13 protein-coding genes are annotated in these 18,942 nt (G+C 65.2%); 10 read left to right on the plus strand and 3 right to left on the minus strand.

The window, feature by feature from the left end; translation table 11 throughout:
* Positions 1-107: 107 nt before the first annotated feature.
* The 8 genes from AC628_RS19950 to AC628_RS19985 all read left to right on the plus strand — a co-directional run bounded on the left by AC628_RS19950 (position 108) and on the right by AC628_RS19985 (position 12,170).
* Positions 108-1,589: an aldehyde dehydrogenase family protein gene (locus tag AC628_RS19950; protein WP_074128501.1), complete on the plus strand. Its 1,482-nt coding sequence runs from the start codon at positions 108-110 to the stop codon at positions 1,587-1,589.
* A gap of 280 nt (positions 1,590-1,869) precedes the next feature.
* Positions 1,870-2,736, plus strand: a complete 867-nt coding sequence (locus AC628_RS19955; RefSeq protein ID WP_074128502.1) for an aldo/keto reductase — start codon at positions 1,870-1,872, stop codon at positions 2,734-2,736.
* A gap of 243 nt (positions 2,737-2,979) precedes the next feature.
* Positions 2,980-3,936 carry a DMT family transporter gene (locus tag AC628_RS19960; protein ID WP_074128488.1) on the plus strand — a complete coding sequence of 319 codons (957 nt, stop codon included), beginning with the start codon at positions 2,980-2,982 and terminating at the stop codon, positions 3,934-3,936.
* 312 nt (positions 3,937-4,248) lie between these two features.
* A complete protein-coding gene (locus AC628_RS19965; protein WP_074128489.1) occupies positions 4,249-8,019 on the plus strand; it encodes an autotransporter domain-containing protein in 3,771 nt (1,256 codons plus the stop codon).
* Between the two features lie 119 nt (positions 8,020-8,138).
* Positions 8,139-9,221, plus strand: a complete 1,083-nt coding sequence (locus AC628_RS19970) for a zinc-binding dehydrogenase (RefSeq protein ID WP_074128490.1) — start codon at positions 8,139-8,141, stop codon at positions 9,219-9,221.
* A gap of 184 nt (positions 9,222-9,405) precedes the next feature.
* Positions 9,406-10,164: an SDR family NAD(P)-dependent oxidoreductase gene (locus AC628_RS19975; protein WP_074128491.1), complete on the plus strand. Its 759-nt coding sequence runs from the start codon at positions 9,406-9,408 to the stop codon at positions 10,162-10,164.
* Between the two features lie 4 nt (positions 10,165-10,168).
* A complete protein-coding gene (locus tag AC628_RS19980) occupies positions 10,169-11,428 on the plus strand; it encodes an NAD(P)/FAD-dependent oxidoreductase (RefSeq protein WP_074128492.1) in 1,260 nt (419 codons plus the stop codon).
* A 73-nt stretch (positions 11,429-11,501) separates the two neighbouring features.
* A complete protein-coding gene (locus tag AC628_RS19985; RefSeq protein ID WP_074128493.1) occupies positions 11,502-12,170 on the plus strand; it encodes an amino acid ABC transporter permease in 669 nt (222 codons plus the stop codon).
* Between the two features lie 179 nt (positions 12,171-12,349).
* On the opposite strand, the gene AC628_RS19990 is transcribed toward AC628_RS19985, so the two are convergent.
* Positions 12,350-13,228: a transporter substrate-binding domain-containing protein gene (locus AC628_RS19990; RefSeq protein ID WP_074128494.1), complete on the minus strand. Its 879-nt coding sequence runs from the start codon at positions 13,226-13,228 to the stop codon at positions 12,350-12,352.
* A gap of 331 nt (positions 13,229-13,559) precedes the next feature.
* The gene (gene ppk2 / locus AC628_RS19995; protein ID WP_074128495.1) at positions 13,560-14,489 is read right to left on the minus strand and encodes a polyphosphate kinase 2; all 930 of its coding nucleotides are present in this window, start codon (positions 14,487-14,489) and stop codon (positions 13,560-13,562) included.
* A 147-nt stretch (positions 14,490-14,636) separates the two neighbouring features.
* Here ppk2 and AC628_RS20000 point away from each other — a divergent pair, with 147 nt between their 5' ends.
* Both AC628_RS20000 and AC628_RS20005 read left to right on the plus strand, forming a co-directional pair.
* A complete protein-coding gene (locus AC628_RS20000) occupies positions 14,637-15,809 on the plus strand; it encodes a fumarylacetoacetate hydrolase family protein (RefSeq protein ID WP_074128496.1) in 1,173 nt (390 codons plus the stop codon).
* 274 nt (positions 15,810-16,083) lie between these two features.
* Positions 16,084-17,397: a cytochrome P450 gene (locus AC628_RS20005; protein WP_245321236.1), complete on the plus strand. Its 1,314-nt coding sequence runs from the start codon at positions 16,084-16,086 to the stop codon at positions 17,395-17,397.
* A gap of 408 nt (positions 17,398-17,805) precedes the next feature.
* Here the strand turns inward: AC628_RS20005 and AC628_RS20015 are convergent.
* Positions 17,806-18,942 (minus strand): Spy/CpxP family protein refolding chaperone (locus AC628_RS20015; protein WP_083633021.1); only part of this gene is annotated, 1,137 nt, incomplete at its 5' end.

Genomic DNA, 18,942 nt, shown 5'->3' on the forward strand with positions numbered 1-18,942 from the left:
ACTTATGAAGCGGACTTCATATCCTGGCATGCCAATAGGTACAAGATATCATATTTACTGCTGATCAAAGCCTCCTACTTTGCAGGACAATACCAGGAGGAAATATGATGTCAGTTGCATATGACTATGAACGTAGCGCCCGGGTCCCGACCGTCCGGGACGAATTGCTGCTGATCGACGGTGCCCGCGTCCGCTCGCTGTCCGGAACGACCTTCAAGTCCCTCAATCCCGCCACCGAGCAGGTCATCGCGACCGTTGCCGAGGGCAATGAGCTCGACGTCGACCGCGCGGTCGCCGCCGCTCGCCGTGCCTTCGAGGGCCCCTGGCGCACCATGCGCGCGGCTGAGCGCGGCCGCATCCTGCTGAAATGGGCCGAGCTCTTGAAGCAGCATGCCGACGAGATTGTCGCGCTCGAAAGCCTCGATGCCGGCAAGCCGATCGCGGGCGTGCTGCGCCAGGATTTCCCGGCCGCCATCGATACGCTGACCTATTACGCCGGCTGGGCCGACAAGATCAGCGGCGATGTGGTCTCGACGCGCGACGACGCGCTGACCTACACGGTGCGCGAGCCGGTCGGCGTGGTCGCCGCGATCGTGCCGTGGAATTTTCCGCTGATGATCGGGATGTGGAAGCTCGCACCGGCGCTGGCCTGCGGCTGCACGGTCGTGATGAAGCCGGCCGAGTTGACCTCGCTGTCGGCGCTGCGGATCGGCGAGCTCGCGCTCGAGGCCGGCCTGCCGAAGGGCGTGCTCAACATCGTGACCGGGCCCGGCCGCGTCGTCGGCGACGCGCTGGTCAATCATCCCGATGTCGACAAAGTAACGTTCACCGGCTCGCCCGGCGTCGGCCGCGGCATTATGAAGGGCGCCGCCGGCAATTTCAAACGCGTCTCGCTCGAACTCGGCGGCAAGTCCGCCAATGTGATCTTCGACGACGCCAATCTCGAAGCCGCCGCCAAGGCTGCCGCCGCCGGCATCTTCTTCAATGCCGGGCAGGTCTGCTCGGCCGGATCGCGCGTGCTGGTGCAGGAGAACGCCTATGATGAGGTGGTCGAGCGACTGGTTGCGCGCGCAGAAGCCTTGCGCATCGGCGATCCCGCGGACCGCGCCACCGCGCTCGGACCTGTGATCTCCGAAAAGCAGATGCGCTCGATCCTCGATTATGTCGAGATCGGCAGGAACGAAGGCGCGCAGCTCGCCACCGGCGGCGAACGCGTCGGCGACCGCGGCTATTTCATCAGCCCCGCGGTGTTCGCCAATGTGGCGCACGAGATGCGGATCTCGCAGGAGGAGATCTTCGGTCCCGTCGTCAGCGTGATCAAGTTCAAGGACGAGGCCGACGCGCTGCGCATCGCCAACGGCACCGCCTACAGCCTCGCCGCCGGCGTCTGGAGCGCCGATATGGGCCGCGTGCAACGGTTTGCGAAGAAGGCCCGCGCCGGCACGGTGTGGATCAACACCTATGGCTACACCGATGTGCGGTTGCCGTGGGGCGGCGAGCGCGATTCCGGCCTCGGTCGCGAGCACGGCACCGCCGCGCTCGACAATTTTACGGAACCGAAGGCGGTGTGGATGAATCTCAACGTCTGATGGCACGTAATGCCAGCAAGAAGGCGCGGATCGGAGGATTCGCGCTGCTAGCATAGGGGCGAGATCGCGCCACGAAACAGCTGTCGTCCCGGCGAAGGCCGGGACCCAACCCCAAATCTATGTTGTTGAACCACGCTGGGCCCGCAGCAACCTTCACAACAGATTTTTGTGGTTATGGGTCCCGGCCTTCGCCGGGACGACCATGTGGTGACATCGAACGGAGTGGTGACATCAACGGTGTGGAGACATGATCGCCCGTTTCCGTTATCGTTCTGCAGGGCTGGAACCACGCAGAACGAGGCGATCGTGCAGACAAAAAAAATTCGGCAACAACGGCCCGCAGGTCTCGGTGATCGGGCAGGGCACCTGGTATCTCGATCGCGGTGACCGCAAGGCGGCCGTCGCTGCGTTGAAGCGCGGCATCGATGCCGGCATGACGCATATCGATACCGCCGAGATGTATGGCGACGCCGAACTCGTGATCGCCGATGCGATCGTTGGCCGCCGCGACGAGCTGTTCCTGGTCTCGAAGGTGCTGCCGAGCAACGCCTCGCGGCGCGGCACCATCACCGCCTGCGAGCGCTCGCTGAAGCGATTGAAGACCGATCGACTCGATTGCTATCTGCTGCACTGGCGCGGAACCTATCCGCTCGCCGAGACGGTCGCGGCGTTCGACGAACTGATCGCGGCCGGCAAGATCCGCTCCTGGGGCGTCAGCAATTTCGACACCGAGGATCTCGACGAACTGCTCGACGTCGCCGGCGAGGGCAAGATCGCCTGCAACCAGGTGCTCTACCATCTGCAGGAGCGCGCGATCGAGCACGCCGTGATTCCGTGGTGCGAGCAGCATGGCGTCGCCGTGGTCGCTTACTCGCCGTTTGGGCACAATGATTTTCCCTCGCCGTCGAGCAAGGCCGGCGCGGTGCTGCAATCGATCGCGGAGAAGCACAAGGCGACGCCGCGCCAGGTCGCGCTGAGCTTTCTCACGCGGCTGCCGTCGGTGCTCGCGATTCCCAAGGCATCGAACGCGGATCACGCGGCGGAGAATGCAGCTGCGGGAACACTGAGGCTCAGCGGCGACGAACTCGCCGCGCTCGACGCGGCGTTCCCGCGCGGGCCGAAGCCGCGCTCGCTGCCGATGCTGTAATTCCCGGGATTCATCCAGCTCCGCTCCACACAGTTCTTAACAAACTGTTGCAGTTGCAGCCGCGCGCAGGCTGCGACGGGCCGTCGCGCGCGCTGACGCATATCGGAGTCCCGTTTTCGGGCATTGTTCTCGCGGCGGAATTGGCGTTTTGTACGAAGGCAGATTCCCCTTATTTCGCCTTCGAGATTGCCGTGACACCGCCCCCCCGCCGTAGCCGCCAGGCTGGACAGCGTTCCCCTTTCATTGCCCGCAAAGACAGCGCCCGCAAAGACTAGCGTCGCTCGCAGCAAGGCGCCGGCGCGCACCGACCGGCCGTTCAAGGGCATTGCGCTGATCCTGCTGTCGACGGTGTTTTTGGGCACCTCCGACGTCACCGCGAAATATCTCTCGTCCTCGCTGCCTTCGATCGAGATCGCCTGGATCCGCTTCCTGGTGTTCGCGCTAATCATGACGCCGGCGATGCTGCCGGGCACGCCGCTGTTCGCATTGCGCAGCAGCCGTCCCGGCCTGCATGTGCTGCGCGGCGCCGCGCTGCTCGGCTCGTCGCTGATCTTCATCACGGGGCTCGGCTTCCTGCCGATCGCCGAGGCCTCGGCCACGAGCTTCGTCTCGCCGCTGTTCGTCACCGCGCTGTCGATCGCGTTCCTTGGCGAGAAGGTCGGCATGCGTCGCTGGATCGCGACCGCGGTCGGTCTTGCCGGCGTGTTCATCATCCTGCGACCGGGCACCAGCGCCTTCCATCCCGCCGCGATCTTCCCGATCGTCTCCGCGCTGGCGTGGGCCGGCACGCTGATCCTGACGCGCATGATGAGCGGCAGCGAACGCCCGATCACGGTGATGACCTATTCGTCGATTGTCGGCGTCGCCATCGTCAGCGCGCTGGTGCCGTTCGTCTGGGTCACGCCGAGCTGGCACGACATCATGTTCGGCATCCTGATCGGCGTTGCCTCCACCGTCGGACAGTGGATCGTGGTGCTGGCGTTCCGCTATGGCGATGCGTCGGTGCTCGCGCCGTTCTCCTACACGCAGCTGCTTTGGGTCAGCATCCTCGGCTTCCTGATCTTCGGCGAAGTGCCCGACCATTGGACTATCCTCGGCGCCGGCTTCATCGTCGCCTCGGGCCTCTACACTGCGCACCGCGAGCGCGTCAGACGGTCGCAGTTGCTGACCGCGGCCGGCGAGCCGTCGCCAAACGCCTGAATGGCGAGCCAGCCGTGCGAGAATCGCGGCAATTGGTATCATAGCCCGAAGGCGCATGAGGGGTGCGACGCCCCTGCGACATCGTGCACAGATTGAGAAGTTTACTTTACTAGCGTTGCACGGGTGCAACTATCGGCCCGGAAAGAGCCGGTTTTCCCGTTCGCGCAGGAGACCAGAACGCGATCTCCAAGTCATCCCGGGACGCACATGCTAGGTTGCGCGCTTTAGGGCCGCAGAGCGCGGGGCATTGGGGTAGTTGCAGTGCGTTTTCATTTGTCGTTTCGGCGCCGGTTGCACCGAGGCCTCGCAGCATTGCTGTTTTGTGCTTTCGCCGCCGTAAGCCTGCTTACAATAGATCCGGCACAAGCTCAGATCTACACTTGGGGCGGCTCCGGTAGCACGACCGCGACGTCGAACTACAGCGTTGCGACCAACTGGTCGAATCCGCCGGCCGGCGCACCGCCGGTGACGAATGGTCAGGTCGCGATTTTCGATGCGGTGGGGTCGGCCACGATCAACGTCACCAGCGCGATCACACCGTACTCCTGGACGTTCACCGAGAACTCGCAATCCTATACGGTGAGCGGAGCGGACATCAAATTCGGCTCGGGCGTCTGGGGCATCTTCAACCTCGCCAATGCGTCGCAGACGATTTCCATTTCAAACAATATCGGCGAAACTTCCCCTGTCGCCCAGGTGAAGCAGCTCGGCGCAAGCACGCTGATCCTGTCCGGCAACAACTCCTACACCGGCGGGACGCAGATCTCAGCCGGCACGGTGCAGGTGACCAATAACCATTCGGTCGGCTCGGGAATAGTGACCCTCGACGGCGGCGTCTTCCAGGCCAACGGCGCCAGCGATCTGACCTTCACCAACAGCTTCAACATTAACGCGCCAGGCGGCGGCGTTGATAACAAGGGCGTGGTGCTGACGCTGGCGGGCGTCATCGCCAACGGCAACGCCGGCACCGGCGTGTTGCGACTGACGGATACGACCGGTGGTGGCCTCACGGTGCTGTCCGGCGTCAACACTTATTCAGGCGGCACGCTTGTGCAGGGCACCAATGTGCAGGTGACCAACAACAAGTCGGTCGGGTCAGGCACGGTCACGCTCGACAACGCCTCGTTCCAGGCCGATGGCCTGAGCAATCTGACCTTTGCCAATAATTTCAAGATCAACACGTCGGCGATCGGCAGCGCGATCGACGCCAACGGCGTAACGCTCACGATCGCCGGCAACATCGCCGACGGCAACGGCTCCGGCAAGCTGACGGTGCTGGACTCCTTGGGCGGCCTCGGCCGCGTGGTGCTGCTCGGTACCAACACCTATACCGGCGGAACCTCGATCTGCGATTGCGCGACATTGCAACTCGGCGATGCCGGCCACACCGCCTCTATCGTCGGCGACGTCGTCGTCGACGGCAAGCTCGACATCGTCAATGCCAACACGGCGGGAATCACCAGGATCGTCAACGATGGCTTCAGCGGGATCGCCACCACGACGTTCCACAATTCCACGACGGCGTCGACGGCGACGATCGTCAACGTGAATTCCGGCGTCATGGAGTTTCGCGACAGCAGCACCGCGGGCAACGCGACCGTGAGCAATAGCAACGGTGCCCTGACGATCTTCCGCGACACCAGTTCTGCCGGCAATGCCACCTTCACCAACACCAACGGCGGGACCGTAGTGTTCGGCGACGCGCTTGGTCCTCCCGGTGGCTCGGACACCAGCACGGCCGGCAAGGCCGTGTTCGACAACCATGATGGCGGCGGCGTCGTGTTCCTGGGCCACACCAATGCCGGTCAGGCCACCATCACCAATGGCAACAATGGCGGCTCGACACAGTTTTTCGAATTCTCGTCGGCCGGGTCGGCGACGATCGCCACGACCGCGACCGGCTACATCGCTTTCTTCCAGAACAGCACCGCGGCGAACGCGACGATCGACAATAGCGGGTTGACCTATTTCGGCACGTCGGGCTTCAGCTTGACGGAAGCTCCGACCGCGGGCAACGCCACGATCGTCAACCGTTCCGGCAGCGCGCTGATGTTTGACGCCTACGCAACGGCCGGCAACGCCACGATCACCACCGCGAGCGGTGCCAACGCCAAATTCGCAGGCAATTCGACCGGCGGCGCCGCGCAGTTCATCACCAACGGCACCGGCTTCGTGGATTTCGGCGGCAGCCTTGGGCCAGGCGGTGACGGCCGCATCACGGCGGGCTCGATCGCGGGCTCGGGCATCTACTATATCGGCGGCGGCAATACACTTACGGTCGGCGGCAACAATCTCTCGACCAATGTCAGCGGCGTGATCGCCGATTCCGACCCCTGCGGCTGCGGCCCGGCTGGGCCTGGCAATCTGGAAAAGACCGGCAGCGGCACGCTGACCCTGTCGGGCGTCAACACCTATACCGGCAGCACGGTCGTCAATGGCGGCGTCCTGCAAGTCGACGGCTCGATCGTGTCGTCGAGCTCGGTGACGGTGAATTCGGGCGGTGCGCTCTCCGGCAGCGGCACCGTCGGTAATACGACGATTGCAAGTGGCGGCATCCTGCTGCCGGGCAATGCGACAACGGGCTCGTTTCTGAACGTGGCAGGCAATCTCGCCTTCCAATCCGGTGCGCTGTATCTGGTCGGACTCAATTCCTCCGCGTCGACATCAGCCAAGGTGGCCGGTACCGCGACGCTTGCCGGCTCGGTCGGCGCCAGCGTTGCCGTCGGCAGCACGATCGCGAAGCAATACACCATCCTGTCGGCGACCGGCGGCCGCAGCGGCACGTTCGCCGGCCTCGATTCAGCCGGACTGCCGTCCGGCCTGGTTGCGACGCTCGGCTATGACGCGAACAATGCCTATCTCAATTTCGTGCTCGATTACGGCGCAGCGTCGAAGCTGAACGTCAACCAGAACATTGTCGCCACCACGCTGCAGAACTTCTTCAATGCCAATGGCGGCATCAACGTGGCCTTCGCGGGCCTCTCGCCGAACGGCCTGTCGCAGGTCTCGGGCGAGGGCGCGACCGGATCGCAGCAGGCGACGTTCAGCGCGATGAACCAGTTCCTTGGCCTGTTGACAGATCCGTTCGTCGCCGGACGCGATGCCGGCGCCAATGGCGGCGCGGGTGCTGTGCCGTTTGCCGAGGAGAGCGCCTCGCTCGCCTATGCGGCGCGCAAGTCCGAGCCGCGCGACGCGCTCGCTGCGATCTACGCCAAGGCGCCGTCGCCGCAACTCGATTTCGCGCAGCGCTGGAGTGTGTGGGCGGCCGGCTATGGCGGCTCGCAGGCCACCGGCGGCAATGCGGTGCTGGGCTCGAACAACACGACGAATAGCATCTACGGCACCGCCGTCGGCGCCGATTATCGCTTCTCGCCGAACACGATCGCCGGTGTTGCGCTGGCCGGCGGCGGCACCAGCTTCAGCACCAATGGTCTCGGCTGGGGCCGCTCCGACCTGTTCCAGGCCGGTGCTTTCGTTCGCCACACTGTTGGCGCGGCCTATCTGAGCGCGGCGCTGGCCTATGGCTGGCAGGACATCACTACCGATCGCATCGTCACTGCCGCGGGCACCGATCATCTGCGCGCCAACTTCAACGCCAACGCGTGGTCGGGCCGGCTCGAAGGCGGCTATCGCTACGCCACGCCGTGGATCGGGCTGACGCCTTACGCGGCCGCGCAGTTCACCAGCTTCGAGCTGCCGGCCTATGCCGAAAGCGTGGTCTCCGGCGGCGGCGCCTTCGCATTGAATTATGCGGCGAAGAGCGTCACCGACGTCAGGAGCGAGCTCGGGCTCCGCTCCGACAAGTCGTTCGCAGTCGATAGCGGCATCCTGACGCTGCGTGGCCGCGTCGCCTGGGCACATGACTTCAACCCGAACCGCAATGTTGGTGCTGTATTCCAGGCATTGCCCGGCGTGGCCTTCGTAGTCAACGGCGCGGCGCAGGCCAGCGACTCCGCGCTGACCACGGCCGCGCTCGAGATGAAGTGGCGCAGCGGCTGGTCGGCGGCCGCGACCTTCGAGGGCGAATTCTCCGGCGTGACGCAGTCCTACGCCGGCAAGGGCGTTATGCGCTATACGTGGTGATCCTCCGTGCTATAGCCTCCTGCGGCGAAAGCCCGTCGCGGACTTGATCCGCAACGGTGTATTTCGTGGGACGAAATACGCATCAAAATGAGTGGGGCAAAACCCACGCGGGAGGGAACATGCGCGCAGCGATCTTCAGAAACGGCGAGATTGTCGTCGACCAGATGCCGGAACCGAAGCCTGGCGCCGGCCAGGTGCTGGTCAAGTCGCTCGCCTGCGGCATCTGCGGTTCCGACCTGCATGCACGCAAGCACGCGCACCGCATGGTCGAGCTGAGCAAGTTTCTGCCCGGCCGCACGCCGATGGATCTGTCGCGCGACGTCGTATTCGGCCATGAGTTCTGCTGCGAGGTGCTCGATTACGGCCCAAACACCGCGCGCAAGCTGAAGCCCGGTACGCGCGTGTGCTCGCTGCCGGCACTGCTGACGCCGGAGGGCCCGAAGGGCATCGGCTATTCCAACGATTATCTCGGCGGCTATGCCGAGCAGATGCTGCTCAGCGAGCCGCTGCTGCTCGAAGTGCCGAACGGCCTTGCCGCCGAGCACGCCGCGCTCACCGAGCCGCTTGCGGTCGGCGTGCATGCGGTGGCGATGGCCAACATCCAGGGCGGTGAGGTGCCGCTGGTGATCGGCTGCGGGCCGGTCGGTCTTGCGGTGATCGCGGCGCTCAAGATCAAGGGGCTCGGCCCGATCGTCGCCGCCGACTATTCGCCGGCGCGGCGGCTGCTTGCCGAGAAGATGGGCGCCGATGTCGTGGTCGATCCCGCGAAGACGCAGCCCTATGCGAGCTGGGCCGAGCACGCCCAGATGACCGAAGCGGAGAAGGCGGCGCGGCCGCCGATGCAGGCGCTCCTGCCGCCGCTGAAGCCCGCGCTGATCTTTGAATGCGTCGGCGTGCCCGGCGTGTTGCAGCAGGTGTTCGAGGGCGCCCCGCGCAGCGCGCGTGTCGTCGTGGTCGGCGTCTGCATGGAGACCGACAAGTCCGAGCCGATGCTCGGCATCATCAAGGAGCTCAACGTCCAGTACGTGCTCGGCTACACGCCGGAGGAGTTCGCCTATTCGCTGCGCCTGATCGCCGAAGGCCAGGTCGATGCCGCCTCGCTGGTCACCGGCCGTGTCGGCATCGACGGCGTCGCGCAGGCCTTTGCCGATCTCGCCAATCCCGAGGCGCACACCAAGATCCTGGTCGAGCCGTGGCGCTGAGCACGGTTTGTAGGGTGGGTTAGCGAAGCGTAACCCACCATCTTCTCCGCGGCACGAAGTCGGTGGGTTGCGCTGCGCCAACCCACCCTACGGACCCGCGGATCGGAGCCATCAGCGCAATTTGCATTTCGCGGCATCGAACCTATAGTTCGCTGTCCTCGAGAGTACTGACAGCACCCACCTCATGCGCGTTTCAATCATCACGGGAGGCGGCTCCGGCATCGGCGCCGCGGTCGCGCGCCGGCTCGCAGGCCCCGATCAATCCCTGATGCTGCACGGGCAGGGCACTGACGCGGCCGGCCTCGCGCGGCTGAATTCGGTTGCGGAGGAATGCCGCGGCAAGGGCGCGAAGGTCGAGATCCAGACCGGCGATCTCGCCGCGGCCGGCGCGGGCACGTCACTGGTTGAGGCCGCGCGTGCCGCGTTCGGGCCGATCGATACGATCGTGCACGCCGCGGGCTTTGCCGACCGCCGCGAATTCGCCAGCCTGCCGCGCGCGGCGCTGGAGCGCGCCTTCGCCGTGATGGCGGCGGCATTCCATGAAATCGCGGCCGCCGCGCTGCCTGACCTCACGCGCGGCGCGCAAGGCCGTGTCGTTGCGGTCTCCAGCTTCGGGCCGCATCGCTTCGTGCCGGGTGCGACCTATCCGGGATCGGCCGCCGCGAAGGCCGCGCTCGAAGTGCTGGTGAAGTCGCTGGCGATCGAGCTCGCCGCATCAGGTGCCACCTCCAATGCCGTGATGCCCGGCTATACCCGGAAGGATCCCGGCCTGTTCGGCGCGCTCGATACCGCCACCTGGGAGCGGGTGGCGAAAGCCAATCCGATGCAGCGGCTGGCCGAGCCCGACGAGGTCGCCGCCGTCGTCGCGTTCCTGCTGTCGCCGGACGCGGGCCACATCACCGGCGCGACGCTGCCGGTCGATGGCGGCCTGACCTTGATGTAACGGCATGAGCGAGAGCGCGCCAGCACAACAGGTCGAAGTCGTCGTGCTCGGCGCCGGCATGGTCGGCGTCTCGGCAGGCCTTGCCGCACGGCGGCGCGGGCTCTCGGTCGTCATCGTCGACCGCCGCGAGCCCGGCAGCGAAACCTCCTACGGCAATGCCGGCATCATCTCGTCCGGCTCGATCTTGCCGCTCAACACGCCGGCGCTGCTGAAGAACCTGCCGAAATATCTCACCAACAGGCATCCGGCGCTGCGCTGGAATCTCCCATGGGCGCTCGGCAATGCCGGCTGGGTGATCCGCTTCCTCGCTGCCGCGACACCGTCGCAGACCAAGCCGCGTGCCGCAGCGCTGCACGGCCTGATCGGGACGTCGCTGACGCTGCATCGCGACTGGATCGTGCAGGCCGGCGCCGGCCATCGCATCCGCGAGACCGGCTGGCTGAAGGCGTGGCGCGGCGACGGGCTTGCGGCCGTCAAGGCCGAGCAGGCGGCGCTTGCCGAGTTCGGCATCAAAAGCGAGGTGCTCGATCGGCAGGCAATCTCGGCGCTCGAGCCTAACATCATCCCTGCCTATAGTGTCGGCCTGCTGCACACCCAGACGGCATCGGTCGATTCACCGGGCGGGGTGGTGAAGGCCTATGCGCAGTTGCTCGCCGCTGGCGGCGGCGCGGTGCAGCAATCCGAGGTCCGGCGGATCGCGCCGCAGGGCGATGGCTGGCGCGTCCAGCTTGCCGACGGCGAGATCGCCGCGCGCCATGTCGTGGTCGCGCTCGGGCCGTGGTCGGCCGAGCTGCTGCGGCCGCTCGGCTACCGGGTGCCGCTGGCGTTCGAGCGCGGCTATCACCAGCATTTCGTGCCGAACCCGGCACGCAAATTGCTGCGGCCGATCCATGATGCGGAGGGCAGCTTTCTGATGACGCCGATGGAGCAGGGGATTCGCGTCACCAGCGGCGTCGAACTCACCGCGCGCGACGCGCCGTCGAACTATGCGCAGCTCGAATCTGTCGTGCCGATGGCGCGCAGCGTGGTCGAATTCGGCGATGCGGTCGGCGAGCGCTGGCGCGGCGCGCGGCCGACGCTGCCCGACAGCCTGCCGATGATCGGTGTGGCGCCGCGGCATCGCGGTCTCTGGCTTGCCTTCGGCAACCAGCATATCGGCTTCACCACCGGCCCCGGAACCGGTGCCGCGATCGCGGCAATGATCGCGGGCGAAGCGCCGCCGTTCGACGTGACGGCATTTTCACCCGGCCGGTATATCGCGTGACTCGCGCGAGGCCGCCTGCGATGCTGGGGCCGCAAGCCACGCGGAGGGGAACGCGCGGCAACCGAGGGGCAGGATGAACTACGTCTGGGATTTCGGGATCCTCGCCAAGTACAGCCACCTGTTCTGGCTCGGGCTCGGCTGGACCATCGCCTATACGATCGGCACCATCATCCTGGGCACGCTGATCGGCCTGATTGTCGGCATGCTGCGGCTGCGACGCATCCCCGTGATCGACTGGCTCCTGATCGCCTATATCGAAACCTTCCGCTGCACGCCGCTCTTGGTGCAGATCATCTGGTTCTACTACGCCTTTCCGGTCGTGATCGGCGTCAACATTCCGGCGCATGTCGCCGCCGTCAGCGTGCTGTCGCTCTATGGCGGTGCGTTCTATGCCGAGATCGTGCGCGGCTCGATCGAGAGCGTGCCGGTCGGGCAGTGGGACGCCGCGAAGGCGCTTGGCTTCCGCGGCTGGCGCCTGATGCGGCTCGTGATCCTGCCGCAGGCGCTGAAGCCGATGATGGCGCCCTATGTCAACCAGTCGGTGACGCAGCTGAAGAACACCTCGCTGGTTTCGATCATCGCGGTGCCCGATCTCGTCTACAACGCGACGCTGATCAACGCCGACACCTACCGGCCGCTCGAGGTCTACACCATCGTGGCGTTGATCTATTTTGCGATCCTGTTCCCATCGACGCTGGTGGCCCGCCGGCTGGAGCGCGGGCTGACCTACGACAAGGTGTGATCTATCTTACCTCTCCCCCTGTGGGAGAGGTCGGATCGCATACAGCGAAGCGGAATGCGATCCGGGTGAGGGGTCACGCTCTCTCGTGGGACCTGAGACCCTCACCCGGCGCGTTGCGCCGACCTCTCCCGAAGGGAGAGGTGAAGGGGCCCAGCCTCAGACCGAACCACACCAGAGCATCAGATATTCAGCTCCACCGGCACGTCCTCGGGCTTGACGCCGGCGAGGCCGAGGCCCTTGACGAACCATTCGCGCATCTGGCCGATGCCGCGGTTGTAGTCGATCCACACCGAGAGGAAATCGCGCCAGCGCTTGTCCTGCTCGCGTCGCACCGCCGTGCCGCTCGCGATCGTCACCGAGGGCGAGGCCAGGATCTTGTAGGTGCCCAGATTCGGGTTCTTGGCGATCGCGGTCAGCCCGAGCACCAGCGCGTTGACCACGCAATCGACGCGGCCCGACGACATTTCCAGCATCACCTCGTCGCGCGACTTCAGCGACTTGATGGTGGCGTTCGGCGCGAAGCGCCGCGCCACCGCCTCATTGGCCGAGCCGACGTCGACCGCAATCTTGACCTCCGGCTTGTTGATGTCGGCCCAGGTCTTGGCCTCGAGCCCCTTCTTCAGCATCGCGCCGAACGGATGCGGGAACACCAGATTGGTGAAATCCACCACCAGCGCGCGCTGCGGGGTCGGGTTGAGCGCAAAGCCGAGGTCGATCTTGTTGGCCTGCAGATCGAGGATCGAATTGCCATAGGTCGACTCGACATATTCCAGCTTGACGTCGAGCAGTTTCGCCAGATCGTTGGCCATCTCGATCGAGAAGCCGGACCAGGTGCCGGTGGCGAGGTCCTTGTTGAAATAGGGCAGCTCGCCCGGCAGCACCGCGATCCGCAGCACCTTGTTGGCGCGGATGCGATCCAGCGTGTTGTCGGCTTGCGCCTGCGCCGCGGCCGGGGTCGCCATCGCGGCCGCGAGCGCCGCGCCGCTGCCGATCCCGAGCGCATAGCGCAGCGCGTCGCGGCGATCTTCGGAAATCTTGATGTCGTCGGATTGAGTCAAGCGGGCCTCCCTGCACCAGATCGCCGAAGCCTAGCGTCGGGTTCCTGTGCCAGCAAGGGCGCGCGCCTGCACCATTGGTAGGCGTGGCGAAGAGGAGATGCCCATCTCTTCACCTCACCCCGCTTGCGGCCTGGCTATCGCACATCGCCTGCCTTCGCCGGGGCGCACCGTCAAAAAACTCGAAAACAACCCCATGCAAAGGAGCCGGCCGCGTGCCGGCAGTCGACACGGCAACTTGACATGTCGGGCAAATCAGAGGCATTATTCTATTATTCCGAAAATGCGCGGCGTCCCTCCCCCCGCAAGAACGGGGAGAGGGGAAACGACCGGATCAATACCGTCCCGGCACGTACATCTCCGGCGGGACCGGGCCGCGGTGATAGTCGGGGTTGCGCACCCGCGGCGGCAGCACCACCGGTTGGTGGGTGACGTGCTGATAGGGGATCTGGCTCAACAGATGCGAGATGCAGTTGAGCCGGGCGCGCTTCTTGTCGACGGCATCGACGATCCACCACGGTGAGTCCGCCAGATGCGTGCGCTCCAGCATAGTCTCCTTGGCCTTGGTGTAGAGCTCCCAGCGGGTCCGCGCCTCGACATCCATCGGGCTCAGCTTCCACTGCTTCAGCGGATCCTGGATCCGCATCGAGAAGCGGAACGCCTGTTCCTCGTCGGTGATCGAGAACCAGTATTTCAGGAGGATGGTGCCGGAGCGGATCAGCATGCGCTCGAATTCCGGCACCGAGTTGAAGAACTCCTCATACTGCTCGTCGGTGCAGAACCCCATCACCTTCTCGACGCCGGCGCGGTTGTACCAGCTGCGGTCGAACAGCACGATCTCGCCGCCGGCCGGCAGATGCGTGACGTAGCGCTGGAAGTACCATTGCGTGCGCTCGCGCTCGTTCGGGGCCGGCAGCGCCGCGATGCGGCAGACGCGCGGGTTGAGCCGCTGGGTGATGCGCTTGATGACGCCGCCCTTGCCGGCGGAATCGCGACCCTCGAACAGCACCACAACCTTCTTCTTCTCGTGCTGCACCCAGTCCTGCAGCTTGACCAGCTCGCCCTGCAGCCGCAGCAATTCGCGGAAGTAGAACTTGCGGTCGATCGACGGCTTTCCGGCCCCATCGTGCTCGAGTTCGTCGAGCCTGATGTCGTCGAGCTCGAGCTCGAGTTCCTCGTCGAGGCTGTCGGCCATCTCCTGGTGGATGCGGGCGCGCAACGCTTCCTCGTGGGAGGCTTCGTCGGTGAGGTGGGGAGCGGTCATGAAGGTCCGTCTTTCGGTATGTTAGATGGATCGACGGGAGCATTGACGGGTGATGTTACCCCTCTATGACATTGCCATGTCCGCTGTTTCACGCCGGTGCCACGGTTGTGCTAACAAGCGCCAACAGCACGAAAATGGGAGTTGCCGATGATTTCGCTCACACCAAGAGACGTCCTGCCGGAGGACGGCACCGCCGGCACGCTGGTCGGACGGGTCTGGCTGCCGCAGGCGGGTGGACCGGCCGTGGCCGCGGTGCGGGCGGACGGCGTGTTCGACGTCACGGCGCGCTTTCCGACCGTAAGCGCGCTGTGCGAGGAAGCCGATCCCGCCGGCGCATTGCGCGCCACGCGCGGTGAACGGATCGGCGATTTCGAGACGATCCTCGCCAACACGCCGCCCGACCGCCGCGACGCGGCCAAGCCGTATCTGCTGGCGCCGGTCGACCTGCAGGTGCTGAAGGCCGCCGGCGTCACCTTTGCGATCTCGATGCTGGAGCGTGTGATCGAGGAGCGGGCGCGCGGCAACCCGTCCTCGGCGGAGGCGATCCGCAAGGAGGTGGTGCGGCTGGTCGGCGACGATCTCTCCAAGCTGAAACCGGGCTCCGAGCAGGCGATGCGGCTGAAGCAGGTGCTGATCGATCAGAACGCCTGGAGCCAGTATCTGGAGGTCGGCATCGGTCCGGACGCCGAAGTGTTCACCAAGGCGCCGACGCTGTCGTCGGTCGGCACCGGCATGGATGCCGGGCTGCATCCGAAGTCGACTTGGAATAATCCGGAGCCGGAGGTCGTGCTCGTCGTCTCCGGCGCCGGCAGGATCGTCGGCGCCGCGCTCGGCAACGATGTCAACCTGCGGGATTTCGAGGGCCGCTCGGCGCTGTTGCTGTCGAAGGCCAAGGACAATAACGCCTCCTGCGCGATCGGCCCGCTGCTCCGGCTGTTCGATCAGACCTTCTCGCTCGACGACGTCAGGAAGATGGATGTCGGCCTGACCGTGACGGGCACGGATGGCTTCGTGCTCGAGGGCCATTCCTCGATCTCCAAGATCAGCCGCGACCCGACCGATCTCGTCGCCCAGACCATCGGCCCCGTGCATCAATATCCCGACGGCTTTGCGCTGTTCCTCGGCACGATGTTCGCGCCGGTGAAGGACCGCGACGCCAAGGGCGAGGGCTTCACCCACAAGCGCGACGACATCGTCACCATCGCAGCCCCCCAGCTCGGTAAGCTGGTCAACCGGATGCGGGGCAGCGACGAATGCGAGCCGTGGACGTTCGGCGTCGGTGCGTTGATGAAGAATCTGACGCAGCGCAAGGTGCTGTGACGTGAGCATAAGGTGGGTTGACCGGCTCCATTCGCCGTAGCTCGACGAACGAAGCAGCAGGCCAACCCACCGCCGACGCCGGCCTTTTTTGCGGCCGCGCCCGCGATCACTTCGCGCTGCAATACGACACGCGGCTTGAGGAACCGATCGTTTTTCCTGTCATTATTAGCTGGTAGATTGAATTTATTTACGGTGGTCCATGTTGCAGTGCCGCGAGGCTGATTATTGCCCGCCTGTCCCGCATCCTCCGCAAAGCAGGCTTGGATTTGTCGAGTTGCTGACCAGGCTGCGGCGGAATCCGCTCGAGTGCTGGAGCGCGGATTTCTTTCAGCAGCCCATCGTCAAGCTCCGCCTGCCATTCACCGACGTATTCGTGGTTCATGACCCGCACGCCATCAAGCGTGTGCTGATGGACAATTGGAGGAATTATCCCAAGGACACGATCCAGCGCCGCATCCTCTCGTCCGGACTGGCCGATGGTCTGCTGAGCGTCGACGGAGAACGTTGGGACGTGCAGCGGCGAACACTCGCTCCGATCTTCGCGCGCCGTACCGTCACCTCCTTCACGATGCCGATGCTGGTTGCCGCCAACGAGCTGTCGGCGAAATGGGCCACGATGGGATCCAGTGCCACGCTCGATGTTGCCGCCGAGATGACGCTGGTCACGCTGAACGTGCTCGCACTGACGATTTTCTCTGACGGCATCGGCGGCGATCTCGACGAATTCCGGATGGCGATGAATGCCTATTTCAGCGTGATCGGCCGCATCGGTGCGCTCGACCTGCTCGGCGTGCCCAAATTCGTGCCACGCCCGGGTCATCGCCGGCTGCGTACGACGATGGCTTACTTCGAGACCGTGATCGACCGGATTGTCGGCACCAGATGTCGAGGACATGCGGTCCCGGTCGACGGCCCGGCCGATCTGCTGACCTTGTTGTTGCGTTCACCGGATCCCTCGACCGGACGACAACTGAGCCTGAGCGAGATTCGCTCCAACATCCTCACCTTTCTCTCCGCGGGACACGAGACGACGGCCAACACGCTTGCCTGGTCGATCTTCCTCTTGTCGCAGTCGTCCGAATGGCGAGAGCGCGTCGTGGCGGAGGCCGAGCGGGAACTGACCAACCCGGCCGATGGTCTCGCCGAGCGGCTGATCGTGACGAGGGCGGTGATCGAGGAGGCACTGCGTCTTTATCCGCCGATCGCTGCACTCAGCCGGACGGCGCGCGAGGCGGACAGGCTGGGCGATCTGGCCGTCGGCGCGGGCTCCCTGATCGTGATCGCGCCCTACGTCCTGCATCGCCATCGCAGGCTATGGAGCCGCCCCGACGCGTTCGACCCGTCGCGCTTCCTGCCCGAGATGCGCGACGCAATTCCGCGGTTCGCCTATCTGCCATTCGGGGTAGGTCCGCGGACCTGCGTCGGCGCGTCGTTTGCCTTGCAGGAAGCCACCATCGTGCTCGCTGTTTTGATGCGCGATTTCGAGATGAGGTTGCTGCCGCACGCCGACGTGCAACCGCTCCAGCGCATCACGCTGCGCCCGGCGCACGGGCTGCCGATGGTGATCAGCCGCAGATCTGCGCGGTAGCGGGCATTGCGCCATTCGAGTCCGCATGCGCGCGGATGTGCCAGTGTCTGCCGGAGCGGGCGGCGTTGTCGAACATGTTCAGAAACCTGAGCGGAAGATAGGTCGTACGTCGCAACTTGCGCGCGCGACGCGCGGAAAAATTTTGGCAATCATTTTTTCCTGTCTGGTGTGATCTGCTTCACGCACGTTGGTGCGTTATCCGCTTCAGCATGGTGGCTCGGCGCGAACAGAGGGAGTCGCGGACATGAGCAAGCAGCCAGCAAATGGAATGCCGGAGTGGCTCACGACCGACGTGCTCGTGATTGCCGTCTCATTGGCGATCATCGCGATTGGCATCTGGATCGCGCCGTAGCGCGCAGGCGGCATCGCGGAAGATGATGCCGCCAATGCGAGAGGCGACGGCGAGCCTTACAGGCCCATCATCCGGAAGATCATGCCGCCGATATTCGGACCGTGACGGTAGTGGCGGCGATGATGACCTCGCGGCGGTTCGTCGCCGCCAGCGGCGGCCATTGCGCTCCTGCCGCCGTCGCGCTCGGGGCCGACCGCATCGAACGCGGCCTTCTGCTCGTCGCTGAGCGAACTGTAGAAGGTGTCGAGGGCCGGGCGTACCGTTCCGATCGCCTGCAGCATGGCATCGAGTCTTGCTCCGACCGCCGCAAGGCGTGCCGGTGGCGTGCGCGCGTCGGCGGGCGGACAGGACGATTTCAACGTGTCCTCGGCCTTTGTCGCCGCATCCCGCAAGGCGTCGAGGCTCGCCCGCTGTGCGTCGGTCGGCCTGACGTCGCGTTCGATGACGTCGCCGGGCCATGCGATGGTGGCCGGTTGCGCCGCGTTGCAATTGCCGCTGCCTGACGTCGCTTCACGTCTGCTGCGTTGCTGATCTGCCGCCAGTGCGGTCACCTTGGCTTTCTGGTCGTCGCTGAGCAGCCCGTAGAACTTCTCCAGCGCCGGTTGCAGGATGCCGACCGCCTCGCGCATGGCCTGGAGGCGCTGCTGCATCGAGGCGAGCCGGCTCGGCGCGGTCAACGGCACGTCCTTGGGGCATGAATTGAGAATGGTCTCGGACGCCTTCTGCGATGCGCTGGCGAGCTCGTCGAGCGCAGCGCTCTGCTCGGCGCTGGGCTGAATGGCGCTGCGGAACTGCTCGATCGGGAAGCCTGCGAGATCGCTTCTGTCGCTGCCGCACATGTCGGCGAGGGTGTTGGTTTGATTGGGGGCACCGGATCGACCGGTGACGGACGGCCGCGGACCGGCGTAGCCGGGCAGATAGTAGGCATAGCCGCTCAGGGCATCGTAGTCATAGGGGCCGAACAGGCCGGTGTAGATGTCACCGTAGCCATAGTCCCAGAAGTACGGGTCGTAGTCGTCGCCCCACCACGCGTAATCGTAGAGATCGTAATAGGCATAGGGCCAGAACACCGGGCCGACCCAGCCGAAGCCGCCATGCGGATGGCGCCACCACCAGCCGCCATTATTGTTGTGAATTCCCCAGGCTGCGCCGGCGGCAGCCGTCATGATTGCGGCGCGCGCCGCCGGGTTGCG

This window comes from Bradyrhizobium sp. NAS96.2 (assembly GCF_001908235.1).
In the GTDB taxonomy this organism is placed as follows: domain Bacteria; phylum Pseudomonadota; class Alphaproteobacteria; order Rhizobiales; family Xanthobacteraceae; genus Bradyrhizobium.